The organism is Gordonia sp. X0973 (genome assembly GCF_013348785.1).
In the GTDB taxonomy this organism is placed as follows: domain Bacteria; phylum Actinomycetota; class Actinomycetes; order Mycobacteriales; family Mycobacteriaceae; genus Gordonia.
The window spans coordinates 2,395,006-2,413,208 of the sequence record NZ_CP054691.1 but is presented as its reverse complement, the minus strand read 5'-3'; the positions used below and the strand labels follow the sequence as shown (position 1 = coordinate 2,413,208).

At 68.9% G+C, this 18,203-nt stretch carries 15 protein-coding genes; 8 read left to right on the top strand and 7 right to left on the bottom strand.

Going from position 1 to position 18,203, the window contains the following annotated elements; translation table 11 throughout:
• Positions 1-7: 7 nt before the first annotated feature.
• Positions 8-1,207, bottom strand: a complete 1,200-nt coding sequence (locus tag HUN08_RS11810) for an oxygenase MpaB family protein (RefSeq protein WP_124247276.1) — start codon at positions 1,205-1,207, stop codon at positions 8-10.
• Positions 1,208-1,252: 45 nt separating this feature from the next.
• Complete coding sequence (locus HUN08_RS11805) at positions 1,253-1,927, bottom strand: TetR/AcrR family transcriptional regulator (protein WP_124247277.1); 675 nt, start codon at positions 1,925-1,927, stop codon at positions 1,253-1,255.
• Positions 1,928-2,031: 104 nt separating this feature from the next.
• Here HUN08_RS11805 and HUN08_RS11800 point away from each other — a divergent pair, with 104 nt between their 5' ends.
• Together HUN08_RS11800 and gatB are read left to right on the top strand one after the other, a co-directional pair.
• A complete protein-coding gene (locus tag HUN08_RS11800) occupies positions 2,032-3,066 on the top strand; it encodes an ATP-dependent 6-phosphofructokinase (protein ID WP_124247278.1) in 1,035 nt (344 codons plus the stop codon).
• Between the two features lie 31 nt (positions 3,067-3,097).
• Complete coding sequence (gene gatB / locus HUN08_RS11795) at positions 3,098-4,600, top strand: Asp-tRNA(Asn)/Glu-tRNA(Gln) amidotransferase subunit GatB (RefSeq protein ID WP_124247279.1); 1,503 nt, start codon at positions 3,098-3,100, stop codon at positions 4,598-4,600.
• Positions 4,601-4,620: 20 nt separating this feature from the next.
• On the opposite strand, the gene HUN08_RS11790 is transcribed toward gatB, so the two are convergent.
• On the bottom strand, positions 4,621-5,808 hold the full coding sequence (locus HUN08_RS11790) for a PQQ-dependent sugar dehydrogenase (RefSeq protein ID WP_124247280.1): 1,188 nt from the start codon (positions 5,806-5,808) through the stop codon (positions 4,621-4,623).
• A gap of 150 nt (positions 5,809-5,958) precedes the next feature.
• On the opposite strand from HUN08_RS11790, the gene HUN08_RS11785 reads away from it, so the two are divergent.
• Positions 5,959-7,146, top strand: coding sequence for a DoxX family protein (locus HUN08_RS11785; RefSeq protein WP_124247281.1), 1,188 nt, complete (start codon positions 5,959-5,961; stop codon positions 7,144-7,146).
• Positions 7,147-7,159: 13 nt separating this feature from the next.
• On the opposite strand, the gene ilvD is transcribed toward HUN08_RS11785, so the two are convergent.
• Positions 7,160-9,004 (bottom strand): dihydroxy-acid dehydratase, encoded by a 1,845-nt coding sequence (ilvD, locus tag HUN08_RS11780; RefSeq protein ID WP_124247282.1) that lies wholly within the window; start codon positions 9,002-9,004, stop codon positions 7,160-7,162.
• 96 nt (positions 9,005-9,100) lie between these two features.
• Positions 9,101-9,514, bottom strand: coding sequence for a PH domain-containing protein (locus HUN08_RS11775; protein ID WP_301546693.1), 414 nt, complete (start codon positions 9,512-9,514; stop codon positions 9,101-9,103).
• 260 nt (positions 9,515-9,774) lie between these two features.
• Between HUN08_RS11775 and HUN08_RS11770 the strand changes: the two genes are divergently transcribed.
• The 3 genes from HUN08_RS11770 (at position 9,775) to ilvC (ending at position 13,352) form a co-directional block, all read left to right on the top strand.
• Entirely contained in the window at positions 9,775-11,733 is a 1,959-nt protein-coding gene (locus HUN08_RS11770; RefSeq protein ID WP_124247354.1) for an acetolactate synthase large subunit, read from the top strand.
• Positions 11,730-12,233, top strand: a complete 504-nt coding sequence (ilvN, locus tag HUN08_RS11765; RefSeq protein ID WP_124247283.1) for an acetolactate synthase small subunit — start codon at positions 11,730-11,732, stop codon at positions 12,231-12,233. The genes HUN08_RS11770 and ilvN overlap by 4 nt, the downstream gene beginning before the upstream one ends.
• Before the next feature lie 105 nt (positions 12,234-12,338).
• Complete coding sequence (ilvC, locus tag HUN08_RS11760; RefSeq protein WP_124247284.1) at positions 12,339-13,352, top strand: ketol-acid reductoisomerase; 1,014 nt, start codon at positions 12,339-12,341, stop codon at positions 13,350-13,352.
• A 93-nt stretch (positions 13,353-13,445) separates the two neighbouring features.
• Here the strand turns inward: ilvC and HUN08_RS11755 are convergent, their stop codons facing one another.
• Positions 13,446-14,105, bottom strand: coding sequence for a serine protease (locus tag HUN08_RS11755; RefSeq protein ID WP_124247285.1), 660 nt, complete (start codon positions 14,103-14,105; stop codon positions 13,446-13,448).
• 277 nt (positions 14,106-14,382) lie between these two features.
• Between HUN08_RS11755 and serA the strand changes: the two genes are divergently transcribed.
• Together serA and HUN08_RS11745 are read left to right on the top strand one after the other, a co-directional pair.
• Entirely contained in the window at positions 14,383-15,978 is a 1,596-nt protein-coding gene (gene serA, locus HUN08_RS11750) for a phosphoglycerate dehydrogenase (RefSeq protein WP_124247286.1), read from the top strand.
• Positions 15,975-16,985 carry a 3-isopropylmalate dehydrogenase gene (locus tag HUN08_RS11745; RefSeq protein WP_124247287.1) on the top strand — a complete coding sequence of 337 codons (1,011 nt, stop codon included), beginning with the start codon at positions 15,975-15,977 and terminating at the stop codon, positions 16,983-16,985. The genes serA and HUN08_RS11745 overlap by 4 nt, the downstream gene beginning before the upstream one ends.
• On the opposite strand, the gene HUN08_RS11740 is transcribed toward HUN08_RS11745, so the two are convergent.
• Complete coding sequence (locus tag HUN08_RS11740; protein WP_124247355.1) at positions 16,972-18,174, bottom strand: MFS transporter; 1,203 nt, start codon at positions 18,172-18,174, stop codon at positions 16,972-16,974. The two genes, HUN08_RS11745 and HUN08_RS11740, sit on opposite strands and share 14 nt — an antisense overlap.
• Positions 18,175-18,203 lie beyond the last annotated feature (29 nt).

The following is an 18,203-nucleotide window of genomic DNA, read 5'->3' as shown; positions in this document are numbered from 1 at the left end:
GCGACGACTATTTGTCGCCGTCGGGGATATTGAGCGAGATCAAGGTGTTGATCCTGCGTTCGCCGCGCCTGGTCGCCCACTCGCGGACACGCGGGGAAAGCCGAGCAGCCATCTGGATGGGGAAGTACCTCGCCCATGCCACCGGTACCGCCCATTGGTGTTCTGCCGGGATTCCCAGTTCGCGCAGTCCGGACTGTCCGACGAAAACTGCTTGGAGGCTTCCGCGATAGCGCTGACCGAACCGTCGCTGGAAGGCCTGCATGCGCGGATAGTTGAGTTCAGCGAAGTACTCGTACATGGCTGCGCCGAGAATTGCAGTGTTCGCATCCGGCGCAGGGGCGTACTGGCCGACCTGCACCATCCGTCGGCGACCCTCGAACTCCGTTGCCGGTAAGACGTCCTCGTCGACGCCGAGCAACCAGCCGACGTAGCGCCACAAGGCCATCACATCGTTTCCCTCCGCCCGCGACAGAGGCATCCCGAGCCCGCGTAGCGCGAGTAGGAATGTGGTCGAGAACAATCCGATGGTGGCGAGCTGGTCTGATTGGTTGATCGGCTCGCCCCATTCGGCACGGTCCCAATCGTCTTGGCGGCTCAGCATCGTGTTGGCGAGCCCATGGATGATTCTGATCCGCACCGCCGCCTTCCAGCCGGAATGATGGGGACGCATGGCAGCTCCGGGTGCGATGATTTCCGACCACCACTTGGCCGTTCGTTGCAGCCGCGCGCCGGGGTCATCGACCAGCTTGCCAGTGCCGACGAGTTGACGTGTCGTCGCCGAGGAGGTGAACCCGGTCATGAGCGACGCGGTCGCCAACACATCCAGTCCGAGTTCCCCCGAACGCCTGCACACCGCCGCTCCTCGCTCGATGGCCGCAAAGTCGACCCAGGTTGGTGTGGCGGAGCCGTCGACGACGGCGAGCAGGTCCCGCAACGACGGGATGGTTGTTTCCCCCGTTGTTAGTGCCTCGTCGAGATCTCGCATCGAGAAGGCGTGGTCGTCGACCATCGTGCGGGCCAGTCGGTTCCCGAGGTCGTCACCCCGGTTGAGTGCGGTACGGGCCCACTCGACCTCTTCTGGCGAGAACGGCCGGCGGTCGCCCTGGAGGAGGAACAGGGTCCGTATGGAGCGGGCCGCCCACTCTGGATCACGGTTGAAACGCGTCGGGGTTGCCGTGAGTGTTGCTGGTTCAAGCGTGGTGGTCATGCGGCAAGACTAACTCAATCTGACCACATTGTGTAGACAGATATGTCAGGAATCGGTCGCCATGCTCCTGACCTGGCGCAATGTTTCGGCGATGCCCTGAGAGCCGAGGATTGCCGCCACGATAGTCTCTTCGATCGCTGCTCCTGAGGCCTCGACTCTGCCGGCCGCGGAGGCAGTCAACAGCGAGACCGCGCCCATAGCGGTGAGGCGTGCGGCCAACAACGCGTCCTCTGGTGCCGGGGGATCGTCGAGCATCTCGGCTGCCTGCATGGCCATGACCGTCGCCAGCAGGTCGATGAGTTGCTCGCGTCGAGCGGCGAGGCCGGGAACCGAGTCCGCGCTGGTCAGCAAGGCGATGCGACGCGGGTCGGCGTTGACGACGTCAAACGCGGCGCGCACCGCGGCACGCGTCCGGGCAATCACCGCGTTCGGCGCCTCACGGGGAACCTGCGCGATCGCTTCGCTGACATCGCGGGCGATGTCGGAGGCGACCTCATCGGCGGCCGCGTTCATGACTTCGTCGACGGAGTCGAATATCTCGCGAAAGTACCGCGCATGCAGGCCGGATTCCGCGCATAGCGCGCGCATACTCATCGCAGCAACGCCGTCACGAGCGACGACGGTCAGCGCGGCATCAAGAAACTGCCCACGACGCTGGTCGCGTCGTGCAGCGGCACTGATGCCGTTATACCGGCGACCCGCGGTGGCCGAATCCGTCACGTGCTTACTGTATCGGCGTACCACCTGCGGCGTCGCTGTGCGACACCGCTGCCGAGCAGATAGATTCGAATCCGTTCACGGCACTCGAGGAGAAGGACCCGCGCATGGCCCGGTACGGAATCCTGACCTCCGGCGGTGATTGCCCCGGTTTGAACGCGGTGATCCGCGCGATCGTGCTCGACGCCGATTCCAGCCACGCCGATTTCGAATACGTCGGGTTCAAGGACGGCTTCTGGGGCCTGGTGTACGGCGAGACGATCCCGTTGGACCGCTCGGCGGTGCGTGGCATCTCCAAAGAGGGCGGCACGATCCTCGGCACCAGCCGCTTCGGCCCCTACACCGAGCCCGACGGCGGGCCCGAGAACATCAAGAAGGCACTCGCGCGGATCGGCGTCGACGGGGTGATCGCCATCGGCGGCGATGGCACCATGGCGGCTTCGGCCCGACTGTTCGCCGACGGCATCCCCACCGTCGGGGTGCCCAAGACGATCGACAACGATCTCGCCGCCACCGATTACACCTTCGGTTTCAACACCGCCGTCGAGATCGCCACCGAGGCCGTCGACCGCCTGCGCACCACCGGCAACTCGCACCGTCGCTGCATGGTGTTGGAGGTGATGGGCCGCCACGCCGGCTGGATCGCGCTGTATTCGGGTCTCGCCGGGGGCGCCCACGCCATCCTGATCCCCGAGGCGCCGGAATCGTTGGACCAGGTCTGCGAATGGGTCACCGGCGTGCGCGACCGGGCGCGTTCGCCGATGATCGTGGTCGCCGAGGGCTTCACCTTCCCAGAGATGGAGGAGGCGCATTCGCACAAGGGCCTCGACGGGTTCAACCGCCCCCGCCTCGGCGGCATCGGGGAGATCCTCGCCCCGTTGATCGAGGAGAAGACCGGCATCGAAACCCGTGCGACCGTCCTCGGGCACATCCAGCGCGGCGGCGTCCCCAGTGCCTGGGACCGCGTCCTGGGCACCCGATTCGGCTTCGGGGTGCCCGAACTGATCGCCGACGGCGGGTGGGGGCAGATGCTCGCGCTGCACGGCACCGACATCGTGCGGGTGCCCTTCTCCGAGGCGGTCGGCCACACCAAGAACGTGCCGCTCGACCTCTACGGTGAGGCGCGGGCGGCCTTCGGCTGAGCGTCGCGCGCGACTAGATAGGATTGGACGCATGACTGCGCCCGCGACCGAACTGATGGACTTCGACGACGTCCTCGCCGCCTACGACCCCGTGCTCGGCATGGAGGTCCACGTGGAACTCGGCACCGCGACCAAGATGTTCTGCGGTTGCCCGACGACGTTCGGCGCCGAACCCAACACCCAGGTCTGCCCGGTGTGCATCGGCCTGCCCGGGTCGCTGCCGGTCGCCAACGCCGCCGCCATCGAGTCGGCCATCCGAATCGGCCTCGCCCTGAACTGTTCGATCCGCCCGTCGAGCGTCTTCGCGCGCAAGAACTACTTCTACCCCGATCAGCCGAAGAACTACCAGATCAGCCAATACGACGAGCCGATCGCCTACGACGGCTACCTCGACGTGCAACTCGCCGACGGCACCACGTGGCGCGTCGACATCGAGCGCGCCCACATGGAGGAGGACACCGGCAAGTCGCTGCACATCGGTGGCACCGGGCGCATCCACGGGGCCAGCCACTCGCTGCTCGACTACAACCGGGCCGGCGTGCCGCTGGTGGAGATCGTCACCCGGCCCATCACGGGTGCGGGGGAGCGGGCGCCCGAGGTGGCCCGCGCCTACGTGACCGCGCTGCGCGACCTGCTGGCCTCCCTCGGCGTCTCCGACGTCCGGATGGACCAGGGCTCGCTGCGCTGCGACGCCAACGTCTCCCTGATGCCCAAGGATGCCGCCGAGTTCGGCACCCGCACCGAGACGAAGAACGTGAACTCGCTGCGCTCGGTCGAGGTCGCGGTGCGCTACGAGATGTGCCGCCAGGGCGCGGTGCTGCGCGACGGCGGCGAGGTCATCCAGGAGACCCGGCACTTCCAGGAGGGGGACGGCACCACGTCGCCCGGTCGCCGCAAGGAGACCGCAGAGGACTACCGCTACTTCCCGGAGCCGGACCTGCCGCCGGTGAGCCCGGACGCCGCGTGGATCGAGGAGTTGCGCGCCACGCTGCCCGAGCTGCCCTGGCTGCGCCGCGCCCGCATCCAGGAGGAATGGGGAGTGTCCGACGAAGTCATGCGCGACCTGGTCAACGTCGGCGCCGTCGATCTGATCATCGCCACCGCCGACGCGGGCGCCTCCCCGGAGGCCGCGCGCAGCTGGTGGGTCTCCTTCCTGGCGCAGCAGGCCAACAGCCGCGACGTGGAGCTGGCACAGCTGGCGATCACCCCGGCCCAGGTCGCGCGCGTCATCGCGCTCGTCGACGAGGGCAAGCTCACCAACAAACTTGCCCAGCAGGTCGTCGTCGGCGTCCTCGACGGCGAGGGTGAGCCCGACGAGGTGGTCGCCGCACGGGGGCTGGAGGTCGTCCGCGACGACTCGGCGCTGCAGAAGGCCGTCGACGAGGCGCTGGCCGCCAACCCCGACATCGTCGAGAAGGTCCGCAGCGGCAAGGTCGCCGCGGCGGGCAAGATCGTCGGCGACGTCATGAAGGCGACCCGCGGCCAGGCCGACCCGGCCCGCGTCAAAGAGCTGGTGCTCGCCGCCTGCGAATGACCGTCACGAGGTAGCCGCGGCTACATCTTGCTGTCTTCGCCACCGCCGCCGGCCGGGACGAGGAAGCGCACGACGCGGTCGTCCTGCGAGACGACCTTCGGACCGTACTGCTTGTTGACGGTCCCGAATTGGACGAGCCCGTTGCCGACGGGACGCATGCGCCCGATCGCGCCGTAGCGCTTCTCCAGCACGACGGTGGGCTTGTCCACGGACGGCTTCTTGGGCGTCGGGGCGATCAGGGTCTCGATCCGCTGCGTGCGGATGGTCGACACGGCGATGGTGTCCTGCACGACCGCGCACCCGCCCAGTCCCGGCTTGTCCGGCCACGACCACACCGTCCGCAGTGACTTGCCGCTGACCTGGGAGAGACGGTCGGCGGAATCGGTGCCGTCGGCGACGAAGATCGCGTCGTCCGACGGGCAGAGCGCCGGGTTGGAGCCCAGGCCCGACGCCAGCACCTTCGGTGCCGGGTTGACCCCCGACGTGAAGCCGGTGACCAGCAGGATCTTGCCGGCCAGCGAGGCCGGGTTATTCGCCGCCGCCGGGTTGCCGGCGTCGCCGGTGGCGACGACCAGCTCGGTGGGCGAGCGGAAGTACATCGACCCGAGATTGCCGGTCGGGCCCTTCGGAATGCCGGTGAGGATCGGCTTGGCCACGTCGCCCTGCGCGATGCGCACGATCCGGTTGTCGGTCGCGGTGGTGATGAACGCGTACATGAGGTGGTCTTGGCGATAGGTGGGCGACGGCGCGAAGTCGATCAGCCCGCCGTCGCCGGAGGCGTCGATGCCGGGGATGGTCCACAGCACCTTGTGCTCGGAGAAGCGCTTGGCCTGGATGATCTTGCCGGTGGTGCGCTCGGCGACCACCGTCACGTTGCCCTGGTCGTCGCCCGGCGTCACCGCGGAGGTGGAGGCGAGGCAGGTCGTGATCACGTTCGGGTCGGGATCGACGCACGGGCCGGGCGGGGGCGAGGGCAGGTTGGGCGGCGGTGGCGGCGGGGTCTTGGGCGGCCGGGTGATCTCGAAGGACTCGTTGTTCTTGGAGAACGGCCCGGCGTTGCGCTCGCCGTCCTGCTTGGAGAAATCCGCGCAGCCGCTCAAGCCGACGGTGGTCAGCACCGCGAGGACGGCGGCGAGGGCCACCGAAGTGCGGAATCGGCGGGGGCGGCGCGTCGGACGCGCGGCCGCGGCGTCGGGTGCGACGGGCATGGGGACCAGCCTAGCGATTGCGCGCGGCACCTCGTCGAGGACACCGCCGGCATGTCCGACGATCGCGCGACGCAGCGCGGCAGTGAGTCCGGGCCGGGCAACTCGTCGCGTCGCCCGAGAATCGGGGAGCTTTCGCGCTACCTTGGTCCCATGGCCTCCCACAGACGTGACGAATCTGACGATGCCGAGCGTCGCGACGACAAGCACCGCGTCGAACAGTCGCGGATACCGGCTCCACCGACCGGATACTCGCGTATCGACAGTCTCGACGACCTCGACCAGTTCCCCCCGGCGACCGTGCCCTCCGTGGCGAGCGAGGAGAAGGCCGACGCCGCGACGGACAAGGCCGCGGAGTCCTATGCCTTCGACCCGGCGCCGGTGGATACCGACGCGGCCAATATCAAGCCGGCCAAGACGCGCGGTCTCTTCGGGCGCCGGGCATCGGCCCCGGTACCCGGGCCGGTAGACGGCGAGCCGGCGGGCGAGGCACCGGCCACGCTCGAGGAAGAACCGCTACCGGAGACGGTGCCGACCGAGGCGGTCCACACCGAGGCGTTCACCGAGCCCGAGTCATCGGATTCGGAGACCGAGGCGATCCCGGCCGTGCACGTCGAGACCCCGGTGGCGTTCGCAGAACCCGCGGCCTCCGATGCGGTCGAGGTGCCCGCGGCCCGGAGCGGAGAACCCTACGAGGAACACGCCGAGGCGCTGCGGAGCCGTCGGATCACCGAGCTCGAGGACGAGATCGCGGGGCTGAAGAAGCTCGGTCGCCGCGGCACTACCGACCTCGGGTTGTTGGTGTTGCGCCTGGCCGTCGGCGCCTACCTCGCCGTCGACGGGTTCCGGAAGATCTTCGGCTGGCTGGGCGGCCCGTCGCTCAATGGCTTCGAGACCGACCTGCTGAACACCCCCAAACCGGAACTGGGGTTCAGCAAGCAATCGGCCGGCATCCTCGCGATGGGGTGGTCGGTGACCGAGATCGTCGTCGGGATCGTGTTAATCGCCGGGTTCCTCACGCCGATCATCGCGGCGGCGGGTCTGGTCGTCGCCTCCCTCGACCTCGCCTTCGGCGTGACCACCGCCGGTGCGGTCCACCTGTTCGCCGACCAGGCCGACCGGGGCGGTGTCGGATTCCAGGCCGCGCTGTGGGTGATGCTCGTCGTCATCATCCTGTGCGGCCCGGGTCGCTACTCACTCGACGGTGCGCGCGGTTGGGCGCGGCGCCCCGGCGTCGGCTCGGTGGTGGCATTGCTGGTGGGCATCGCCGTCGCGGTCGCGATCTGGGTGCTGTTCAACGGCAGCAACCCGCTGGCGTCCACGGGCAACCACCCGGGCTGATACCCGACGGCCGCTAGTCGACCTGGCGGACGGCGCCCTTGTCGGCCGATGTGGCCAGCTTGGCGTAGGCCCGCAGCGCCTTGGACACGGTCCGCTCCCGGTTCTTCGGCTGCCACGGGTGCTCCGACGCCTCCATCTTGGCGCGCCGCTCGGCGAGCGTGTCGTCGTCGACGAGCACCTTCAGCGTGCGCGAATGGACGTCGATGAGGATTTCGTCGCCGTCCTCGACTAGACCGATGACGCCGCCGGCCGCCGCCTCGGGGGAGGCGTGGCCGATGACCAGGCCCGACGACCCGCCCGAAAAACGGCCGTCGGTGACCAGGCCGCAGAACTTGCCCATGCCCGTGCCCTTCATGAAGGCGGTCGGGTGCAGCATCTCCTGCATGCCGGGACCACCCGCGGGGCCCTCGTATCGGATCACCAGGACCTCGCCCTTCTGCAACTCCTTGGACAGGATGGCGTGGACGGCGTCCTCCTGGCTCTCGACGACGCGCGCCGGGCCCTGGAAATGCCACAGCGACTCGTCGACGCCGGCGGTCTTGAGGATGGCGCCGTTCTCGGCGATGTTGCCGTGCAGCACGCACAACCCGCCCTCGACGGTGTACGCGTGCTCCAGGTCGCGGATGCAGCCCTCGGCGGCGTCGGTGTCCAGCGACTCCCAGCGGTTCGTCGTGGAGAAGGGCTCGGTGGTGCGGACCCCGCCCGGCGCGGCGTGGAACAGCTCGATCGCCTCGGTGGTGGGTGTCCCGCTGCGGATATCCCAGTCGGCGAGGTACTCGTCGAGCGACGGGGCGTGCACCGGGTGGACGTTCTTGTTGAGCAGTCCGGCCCGGTTCAGCTCGCCCAGGATGGCGGGGATGCCGCCGGCGCGGTGGACGTGCTCCATGTAGTACTTCGGCGAGTTCGGCGCGACCTTCGCCAGGCAGGGGACGCGGCGCGAGATGGCGTCGATGTCGGCCAGGTCGAAATCGACCTCGCCCTCCTGCGCGGCGGCCAGGATGTGCAGGACGGTGTTGGTGGAACCGCCCATCGCCACGTCGAGGGCCATCGCGTTCTCGAAGGCCTCCTTGGTGGCGACGTTGCGCGGCAGCACCGATTCGTTGTCGTCGCGGTAGTAGCGCGTCGCGAGTTCGACGACGAGCTTGCCCGCCTTCAGGAACAGCTGGCGGCGCGCCTCCTGGGTCGCCAGGGTGGACCCGTTGCCCGGCAGCGAGAGGCCGAGCGCCTCGGTCAGGCAGTTCATCGAGTTGGCGGTGAACATGCCCGAACACGAACCGCAGGTCGGGCAGGCGGAGCGCTCGACGTTGAGCAGTTCCTTGTCGTCGACATTGCTGTCGGCCGAGGCGGAGATCGCGTCGATCAGGTCGGTGCCCGGGTGCACGACGCCGTTGATGACCACCGACGTGCCCGCCTCCATCGGCCCGCCGGAGACGAAGACGGTGGGGATGTTCAGGCGCATCGCCGCGTTGAGCATGCCGGGGGTGATCTTGTCGCAGTTGGAGATGCAGACCAGGGCGTCGGCGGTGTGGGCGTTGACCATGTACTCGACCGAGTCGGCGATGATCTCGCGCGACGGCAGCGAGTAGAGCATGCCGCCGTGGCCCATCGCGATGCCGTCGTCGACGGCGATCGTGTTGAACTCGCGGGCCACGCCGCCGGCGGCGGTGACGGCCTCGGCGACGATGTCGCCGACGTTCTTGAGGTGCACGTGGCCCGGGACGAACTGCGTGTAGGAGTTGGCGATCGCGACGATCGGCTTACCGAAATCGTCGTCGGTCATGCCGGTGGCGCGCCAGAGGGCGCGGGCGCCGGCGGCCTCCCGGCCGACGGTGGTGGTGCGGGACCGCAGGGCTGGCATGTGGTGTCCTCGAAGATTCGCTGGTGGTGCCGGCCGGGCTGAGCCGCACCTGGTACCGATCCAGTTTACGCGCTCCCGCCAACCTGTTTTTCCCGGTCAGTCCCCGGTGTTCTCGGCGTCTGCCTCCGCCGCCGCGAACGGGTCGGGCAGGCGACCGGCGCTGCGCTGAGCGATGGCGGGCACGTCGTTGAAGCCGACGGCGGGCAGCGGGATCCGGTTGCCGTCGGTGGTCACCGCGCGTGCGGCCGACCACTTGGGGAATTGCAGGCCGGCCAGCGACTCCCAGGCGACGCGGTCGGTGCGGATCGTGCGCACCGCCGTCACACCCTCGTCGTCGACGACGGTCCGCAGCCGGCGGATCCACAGCACCAGCAGGACGGGCAGGAGCAGGACCCACCACAGGTAGGTGATGTTGACGCCGGCGAAGATGAGCGCGAGCACGAATGCCGCGAGGGCGCTGAGGTAGGCCACCCCGGAGAAACGGATCACCAACGCATCGGAATCGGGCACCTTCCCATTCTCGCACCGGCGGATGCGGGAGACATCACTCACCCGCCGGTTTGACTACGCACGCGGCACAGTCCTAGGGTTGTCCCGTGCAGAACAACGGGATCCTCGTAGTAATCGGTCGGCGCGTCGCCTGACCGGTCACTTCGTAGACCCCCGGAATTCTCGACGCGCCCCTCGCACAGCATCCCGCTGTCGAGGGTTTTTTAATGCCCAACGCAATTGTCGTCCACCAACGCACCAGCAAGAACGGAATCACGCTCGTGAGCGCTCCCACAGCAGACGCCATCGGCACCGACGCCGCGCAGACGTTTGAGACGTTGCGCACCAAGTCGCCGGCCGGCGGTACCTTGCGCACCTCCCACACCACGACGGTCGCCCCCGAGCGGGTCAGCGGCGCCCAGTCGGTCGTCCGCTCGCTGGAGGAACTCGGCGTCGACGTCGTGTTCGGCATCCCGGGCGGGGCGATCCTGCCCGCGTACGACCCGCTGCTGGATTCGGAGAAGGTGCGCCACGTCCTGGTCCGCCACGAGCAGGGCGCGGGCCACGCCGCGACGGGTTACGCCCAGGTCGCCGGCCGCGCCGGCGTCATGATGGCGACCTCCGGCCCGGGCGCGACGAACCTGGTGACGCCGCTGGCCGACGCGCAGATGGACTCGGTCCCGGTCGTCGCGATCACCGGCCAGGTCGGTCGCGGGCTGATCGGCACCGACGCCTTCCAGGAGGCCGACATCTCCGGCATCACCATGCCGGTCACCAAGCACAACTTCCTGGTCAGCAATGCCGCCGACATCCCGCGCGTGATGGCCGAGGCCTTCTACATCGCCGAGAGCGGTCGTCCCGGCGCCGTCCTGGTCGACATCCCGAAGGACATCCTGCAGGCGCAGACCACCTTCTCGTGGCCGCCGCAGATGGACCTGCCCGGCTACCGCCCGGTCACCAAGCCGCACGGCAAGCAGGTGCGGGAGGCGGCGCGGATGATCCTCGCCTCGCAGCAGCCGGTCCTCTACGTCGGCGGCGGCGTCATCAAGGCCAACGCCGCCCCGCAGCTGCGGGAACTTGCCGAGCTGACCGGAATCCCCGTGGTCACCACGTTGATGGCCCGCGGCGTCTTCCCGGACAGCCACGACCTGCACATGGGCATGCCCGGCATGCACGGCGCCGTCGGCGCCGTCGCGGCGCTGCAGCGCAGCGACCTGCTGATCACCCTGGGCGCCCGCTTCGACGACCGCGTCACCGGTCAGCTGGACTCCTTCGCCCCCGACGCGAAGGTCATCCACGCCGACATCGACCCGGCCGAGATCGGTAAGAACCGCCACGCCGACGTGCCCATCGTCGGCGACTGCCAGGCCGTCATCGGCGAACTGATCGAGGCCCTGCGCGCCGAGCTCGCGACCGGGTCGCGGCTGCCCGACATGAAGAAGTGGTGGACCTACCTCGACGGCCTGCGCAAGACCTACCCGCTGAGCTACGACAAGCAGTCCGACGGCTCGCTGTCGCCGGAGTTCGTCATCTCCGAGCTCGGCAAGGCCGCCGGTCCCGACGCCGTCTACGTCGCCGGGGTCGGCCAGCACCAGATGTGGGCCGCGCAGTTCATCAACTACGAGAACCCCCGCACCTGGTTGAACTCGGGCGGCCTCGGCACGATGGGCTACTCGATCCCCGCCGCGATGGGCGCCAAGATGGCCGATCCGGACCTGGAGGTCTGGGCCATCGACGGCGACGGCTGCTTCCAGATGACCAACCAGGAGTTGGCCACCTGCGCGATCGAGGGCATCCCCATCAAGGTCGCACTGATCAACAACGGCAACCTCGGCATGGTCCGCCAGTGGCAGACGCTGTTCTACGAGGAGCGCTACTCCAGCACCGACCTGGCCACCCACTCGCGCCGCATCCCGGATTTCGTGAAGCTGGGTGAGGCGCTGGGCTGTGTCTCCTTCCGCGTCGAGACCGAGGAGGAGGTCGCCGAGGCGATCGCCAAGGCGCGCGAGATCAACGACCGCCCGGTCCTGATCGACTTCATCGTCGGCGCCGACGCGCAGGTGTGGCCGATGGTGGCCGCCGGTACCGGCAACGACGAGATCATGGCGGCCCGCGACATCCGGCCGCTGTTCGACGACGACGGGGCGGCCGAGCCCGCCGTCATCCACGAGGCGATGGTGCTCGGCGAAGAGGCGGGCGAGGCCGAGCTGGCCGCGACCGAGAACGGGGAGAAGAAGTGACGACGACGCACACCCTTTCGGTGCTGGTCGAGGACCGGCCCGGCGTTCTGGCCCGCGTTTCGGGGCTGTTCTCCCGACGCGGGTTCAACATCGCCTCGCTGGCCGTCGGGCCGACCGAGATCAAGGGCATGTCCCGGATGACGATCATGGTCGAGGTGGAGGACTTCCCGCTCGAGCAGGTCACCAAGCAGCTCAACAAGCTGGTCAACGTGATCAAGATCGTCGAGCAGGACCCGGCGCAGTCGGTCAGCCGCGAGCTGGTCATGATCAAGGTGCGCGCCGGTGCCGCCCAGCGCGGCGAGGTGCTCGAGATCGTCAACCTGTTCCGCGCCCACATCATCGACGTGGCCCAGGAATCGCTGACCGTCGAGGCGACCGGCACCAACGAGAAGCTCGACGCCCTGCTCAAGATGCTCGACCCCTACGGGATCCGCGAGATCGCCCAATCCGGCGCCGTCACGCTGGGCCGGGGCCCGCGCAGCATGTCCACCAACAGGTAGGCGCGCTCGACCAACCGGTAGCGTTGCTGCGCGACCGGGCACTACGACAACCAGATAACCAAGAGGTCGGCGCCGCCGGCCACCACCGCTAGAAGGGAACCAACTGTGGCAGTCGAGAAGTTTTACGACGATGACGCAGATCTGTCGATCATCCAGGGCCGTAAGGTCGCCGTGATCGGCTACGGCAGCCAGGGCCACGCGCACTCGCTGTCGCTGCGCGACTCGGGCGTCGACGTCGTCATCGGCTTGCGCGAGGGCTCCAAGTCGCGCGAGAAGGCCCAAGAGCAGGGCCTCAAGGTCCTCACCCCGGCCAAGGCCGCCGAGTGGGCCGACGTCATCATGGTGCTCGCGCCGGACACCAGCCAGGCGAAGATCTTCACCGAGGACATCGAGCCGAACCTGAACGAGGGCGACGCGCTGTTCTTCGGCCACGGCCTGAACATCCACTTCGGCCTGATCAAGCCGCCGGCCAACGTCACCGTCGGCATGGTCGCGCCGAAGGGCCCGGGCCACCTGGTCCGCCGCCAGTTCGTCGACGGCAAGGGCGTGCCCTGCCTGATCGCCGTGCACCAGGACCCGAAGGGCGACGGCCAGGCGCTCGCGCTGAGCTACGCCAAGGCGATCGGCGGCACCCGCGCCGGCGTGCTGAAGACCGACTTCAAGGAAGAGACCGAGACCGACCTCTTCGGTGAGCAGGCCGTGCTGTGCGGCGGTACCGAGGAACTGGTCAAGACCGGTTTCGAGGTCCTCGTCGAGGCCGGCTACGAGCCCGAGATGGCCTACTTCGAGTGCCTGCACGAACTCAAGCTGATCGTCGACCTCATGTACGAGGGCGGCATCGCCCGGATGAACTACTCGGTGAGCGATACCGCCGAGTTCGGCGGCTACCTCTCGGGTCCGCGCGTCATCGACGCCGACACCAAGAAGCGGATGAAGGAGATCCTCTCCGACATCCAGGACGGCACCTTCGTCAAGCAGCTCGTCGCCAACGTCGAGGGCGGCAACAAGCAGCTCGAGGCGCTGCGCAAGGAGAACGCCGAGCACCCGATCGAGGTCACCGGCCAGAAGCTGCGCGACCTGATGAGCTGGGTGGATCGTCCGATCACCGAGACGGCCTGAGCGCAAACCCCGCACTAACGGACAAACCCCACACCGTGCAGGTGTGGGGTTTGTCCGTATCTGTGGGGTTTCCCGATCTCCCGGGCTTCCCGCCTAGATGATGTTGATGCCGCCGTAGTTCGTGCGCGAGACCCGCTTGAGGATCGGCCCGATGTTGGTGCCGGTCTCGGGGCCGACGCAGGCGGCGAAGTAGTAGGCGTTGACCATGCCGACGAGCTTGGTGCCGACGGTCACCGGCGAACCGGAGTCGCCCTCGATGACGCACATCTGGGAGAAGTGGCTCTGCCCGTCCGAGGCCCAGGCGACGCCGCAGGTCTTACCGGTGGTGCGGCCGGACTTGCACATGACGGTGGGGAAGCTCACCGGGCGGGTGTCGACGCCGGTGATCGTGGTGCCCTTGACGGTGCGCACCGGGGCGACCGAGCCGTTGAACTCGATGATGGCCATGTCCAGGTCTTCCACCGAGTAGGTGATCGTGCCGATCTGGCCGCGGTTCTGGTTCTTCTCGGAGAAGACGCGCTGTCCCGGGGTGCCGCAGTGGCCGGCCGTGAGGCCGATGAGGTGGTTGCCGTTGCGGGAGCGGCCGATGGCGGTGACGGTGCACGCCGCGGCCGAGTTGCCGCCCTTGAGGATCAGGATGGCGGTACCGCCGCCGACCGGCATCGATGGCGCGGCATTGACGGTTCCGACGCCCGATCCGCCCAGGGCGAGCGCTCCGACGACCGCGCACGCCGCGGTCAATTTGCGTGTCATCAAAACTCCAGTTCGTCGTTCCTCGAAGACGGCTTGCGCCGTTGGACATTTCCCGGTCCGCGGCTCAAACACGGCAACCATACCCGTTGATTCTGGGAACCAGCCCGCATCGCGGAGATACACAGGTCCCGCCACATCCCCCGATGGTCGGCGCGCAGTCCCGCGCGCCTCGACCATCGTAACGGGCTTGGCTGCCGGGCGCCTGCAACCGGGACTTTTGGGGCCACTAAACTCATGGCGTACCCCCTCCGATCAGCGAACCCTCCAGGAGACACACGTGACCGCAGCTGGCCGTCCAGTTGTCCTTATCGCCGACAAGTTGGCGCCCTCGACCGTCGAAGCGCTCGGCGACGATGTGGAAGTGCGGTGGGTCGACGGCCCGGACCGCCCGAAGCTCCTCGAGGCGGTGACCGACGCCGACGCCCTGCTGGTGCGGTCGGCCACCACCGTCGACGCCGAGGTCCTCGCCGCCGCGCCGAAGCTGAAGATCGTCGGCCGGGCCGGTGTCGGCCTCGACAACGTCGACATCTCCGCCGCCACCGAGCGCGGTGTGATGGTCGTCAACGCGCCCACGTCGAATATCCACTCCGCCGCCGAACACGCGATCGCCCTGCTCATGGCCACCGCGCGCCAGGTGCCCGCCGCCGACGCGACGCTCAAGGACCACACCTGGAAGCGGTCGTCGTTCTCCGGTGTCGAACTCTTCGACAAGACCGTCGGCGTCGTCGGACTCGGCCGGATCGGGCAGCTCGTGGCCGCCCGGCTGGCCGCCTTCGAGACCAAGGTCATCGCCTACGACCCGTACGTGTCCGCGGCCAAGGCCGCCCAGCTCGGCATCGAACTGGTCTCGCTCGAGGAACTGCTGGAGCGCGCCGACTTCATCACCGTGCATCTGCCGAAGACCCCGGAGACCGCCGGACTGATCGGTGCCGATCAGCTGGCGAAGACCCGTAAGGGCGTCATCATCGTCAACGCCGCGCGCGGCGGCCTGATCGACGAGCAGGCGCTGGCCGACGCCATCGCCTCCGGCCAGGTCTGGGGCGCCGGACTCGACGTCTTCAACAGCGAGCCGTGCACCGACTCGCCGCTGTTCGAGCTCGACCAGGTGGTCGTCACCCCGCACCTGGGCGCGTCGACCGCTGAGGCGCAGGACCGGGCCGGCACCGACGTCGCCAAGAGCGTGCGCCTGGCGCTGGCCGGGCATTTCGTGCCCGACGCGGTGAACATCACCGGCGGCGCCGTCGACGACGAGGTCGCCCCCTGGCTCGAATTGGCCCGCAAGCTGGGCGTCATGGTCGGCGCGATCAGTGCCGACGTCCCCGCCTCGGTCACCGTCGACGTGCGCGGCGAGCTGGCCGCGAACAATGTCGAGGTGCTGGGACTCTCCGCGCTGCGCGGGATCTTCTCGGCCACCACCGACGAGCCGGTCACCTTCGTCAACGCCCCGGCCGTCGCGCAGGCGCGCGGGGTGGACAGCGAGGTCACCACGGCGACCGAGAGCCCCAATCACCGCAGCGTCGTCGACGTGAAGGCCGTCTTCCCCGACGGTTCGACGCATAACGTCGCCGGCACCCTGTCCGGGCCGCGCGAGGTGGAGAAGGTCGTCAACATCAACGGTCGCAGCTTCGATCTGCGCGCGGAGGGCAACAACCTCGTGCTCAGCTACGCCGACAAGCCCGGTTCGCTGGGCAAGATCGCCACCGCGCTCGGCGATGCCGGTGTCGACATCCAGGCCGCCGCGCTGTCGCAGGACGCCAGCGGTGACGGTGCGACGGTCATGCTGCGCGTCGACCGCGAGCTGTCCGACGACGTCGTCGCGAAGGTCGGCGCGTCGGTCGACGCCGCCCTGATCAAGCAGGTGGACCTCTCGTGAAGCTGGCGGTCATCCCCGGCGACGGGATCGGTCCCGAGGTCGTCGCGCAGGGCCTGCGCGTGCTGGAGAAGCTCGACCCCGAGCTGACCACCACCGAGTACGACTTCGGTGCGCGTCGCTATCACGCCACCGGGGAACTGCTCACCGAGCAGGATCTGGCGTCGCTGCGCGAGCATGACGCGATCCTGCTGGGTGCGATCGGCGACCCGAGCGTGCCCTCCGGCGTGCTGGAGCGGGGCTTCCTGCTGAAGCTGCGGTTCGCGATGGATCACCACGTCAACCTGCGGCCGTCGGTGCTGCTCTCGGGTGTCTCCTCACCGTTGGCCGGCGATCCGCGGATCGACTTCGTCGTGGTGCGCGAGGGCACCGAGGGGCCGTACACCGGCAACGGCGGCGCGATCCGCGTCGGCACCCCCCACGAGGTGGCCACCGAGGTCAGCGTCAACACCCGTTTCGGTATCGAGCGCGTCGTGCGCGACGCCTTCGCCCGCGCCCGCGCGCGACGCGGCAAGCTGACGTTGGTGCACAAGACCAACGTGCTGACGTTCGCCGGTTCGATGTGGCAGCGCACCGTCGACGAGGTGGGCAGCGAGTTCCCCGACGTGACGACGGACTACTGCCACGTCGACGCGGCGACGATCTACCTGGTCACCGATCCGGGCCGCTTCGACGTGATCGTCACCGACAACCTGTTCGGCGACATCATCACCGACCTGGCCGCGGCGGTCACCGGTGGGATCGGCCTGGCGGCGTCGGGCAACATCGACGCCACACGCGTCAACCCGTCGATGTTCGAGCCGGTGCACGGCAGTGCCCCCGACATCGCCGGGCAGGGCAAGGCCGATCCGACGGCGACGATCCTGTCCGTCGCGCTGCTGCTGCGCCACCTGGGTCGCGACGACGACGCCGTCCGCGTCGAAAAGGCGGTGGCGGCCGATGTCGCCGAGCGCGGCGGCGGGCCGATCAGCACCGTCGAGGTCGGGGATCGGATCCTCACCCGCGTTTAGCGGGGTCGCGCGGGACGAGGCCCAGGGCGACGAGCGGCGGTATGGCGCACAGCGCGTAGGCCCAGGCGTAGCCGTGGGCCTGGACCACGCCGGCGATGAGGGGTACGACGGCCGCGCTGGCGAGGTATTGGCTGGTGTTCTGGATGGCCAACCCGCGCCCGCTCCACCGGGGCCCCGCGTATTCGGCGATGGCGGTGAACGCCAGGCCGTTGTCGGCGACGACGACGATCGAGGCCGCGACCATCACCAGCACGGCCAGAGGGCTGCCGATCGCATCCGTCGCGGCCAGGACGGCCATCAGGAGGGCGGCGGCCGCCGCGACCACGCGGATCGGGCGCATGCGCGAGCCCCACAGGTCGCTCCACCGGCCGGCGGCGATGCGGCCCAGGGCGGCAACGATCTGGGTGGCCGTCACCGCCACTCCCGCCTGCAGCGGCGGCCAGTGCCGGCCGATCATCAGCCACGCCGGCACGAAGGTCCACAGCGCCATCTGGGGAATGACCAGTAGCACGCTCACCGCGTGTACCCGGATCAGGAAGGAGCCGCGCCGATAGGGGTTCTCGCCGTCGTCGGAGGCGGTGGCGGCCGGGTGCGGCGGGTCGACGATCCAGCGGGCCGTCGCCCCCAGCGCCGCGACGGCGACGACGAGGAAAACGGCGAAACCCGCCGTCGCACCGAATTTCTCGGCCAGCACGGGCACCGTCAACCCGGTGACCCCGACGCCCAACGGCTGGGCCATCTGCCGGATGCCCATCGCGGTGCCGCGCTGCTGGACGGGGAACCAGCCGACGACGATGCGGCCGCTCGCGCCATTCGTCGACGAGGCGACGGCGCCGCCGGCGAACAACCCCAGCCACAGCGCCCAGGTGGGCGCACCGGCGGCCGAGGCGGCGACGGTGGCCGCGGTCGTCGCGACGGTGAGCGACAACGACAGCAACAGGATGCGGCGCTCGCCGACCCGGTCCAGGGCCCAGCCCCACAGCACCGTCGTCGCGACCATCCCGACCATCGGCGCGGTCGCGAGCACGGATGCGGCCTGCAGGCTCATCCCCTCGCGGTGCAGCCGGGGGATCAGGAAGGCGACGCCGCTCGCGAGGCAGGTCGTGGCGAGCGCGGCTAGCAGGGAACTGGCCAGGATTATCCACCGCTGCACTGCCGACCTCCTGTGATCCACACCTCCGCGTCTCATCATTTGAGACGATCTGTTTCAGATTCTAA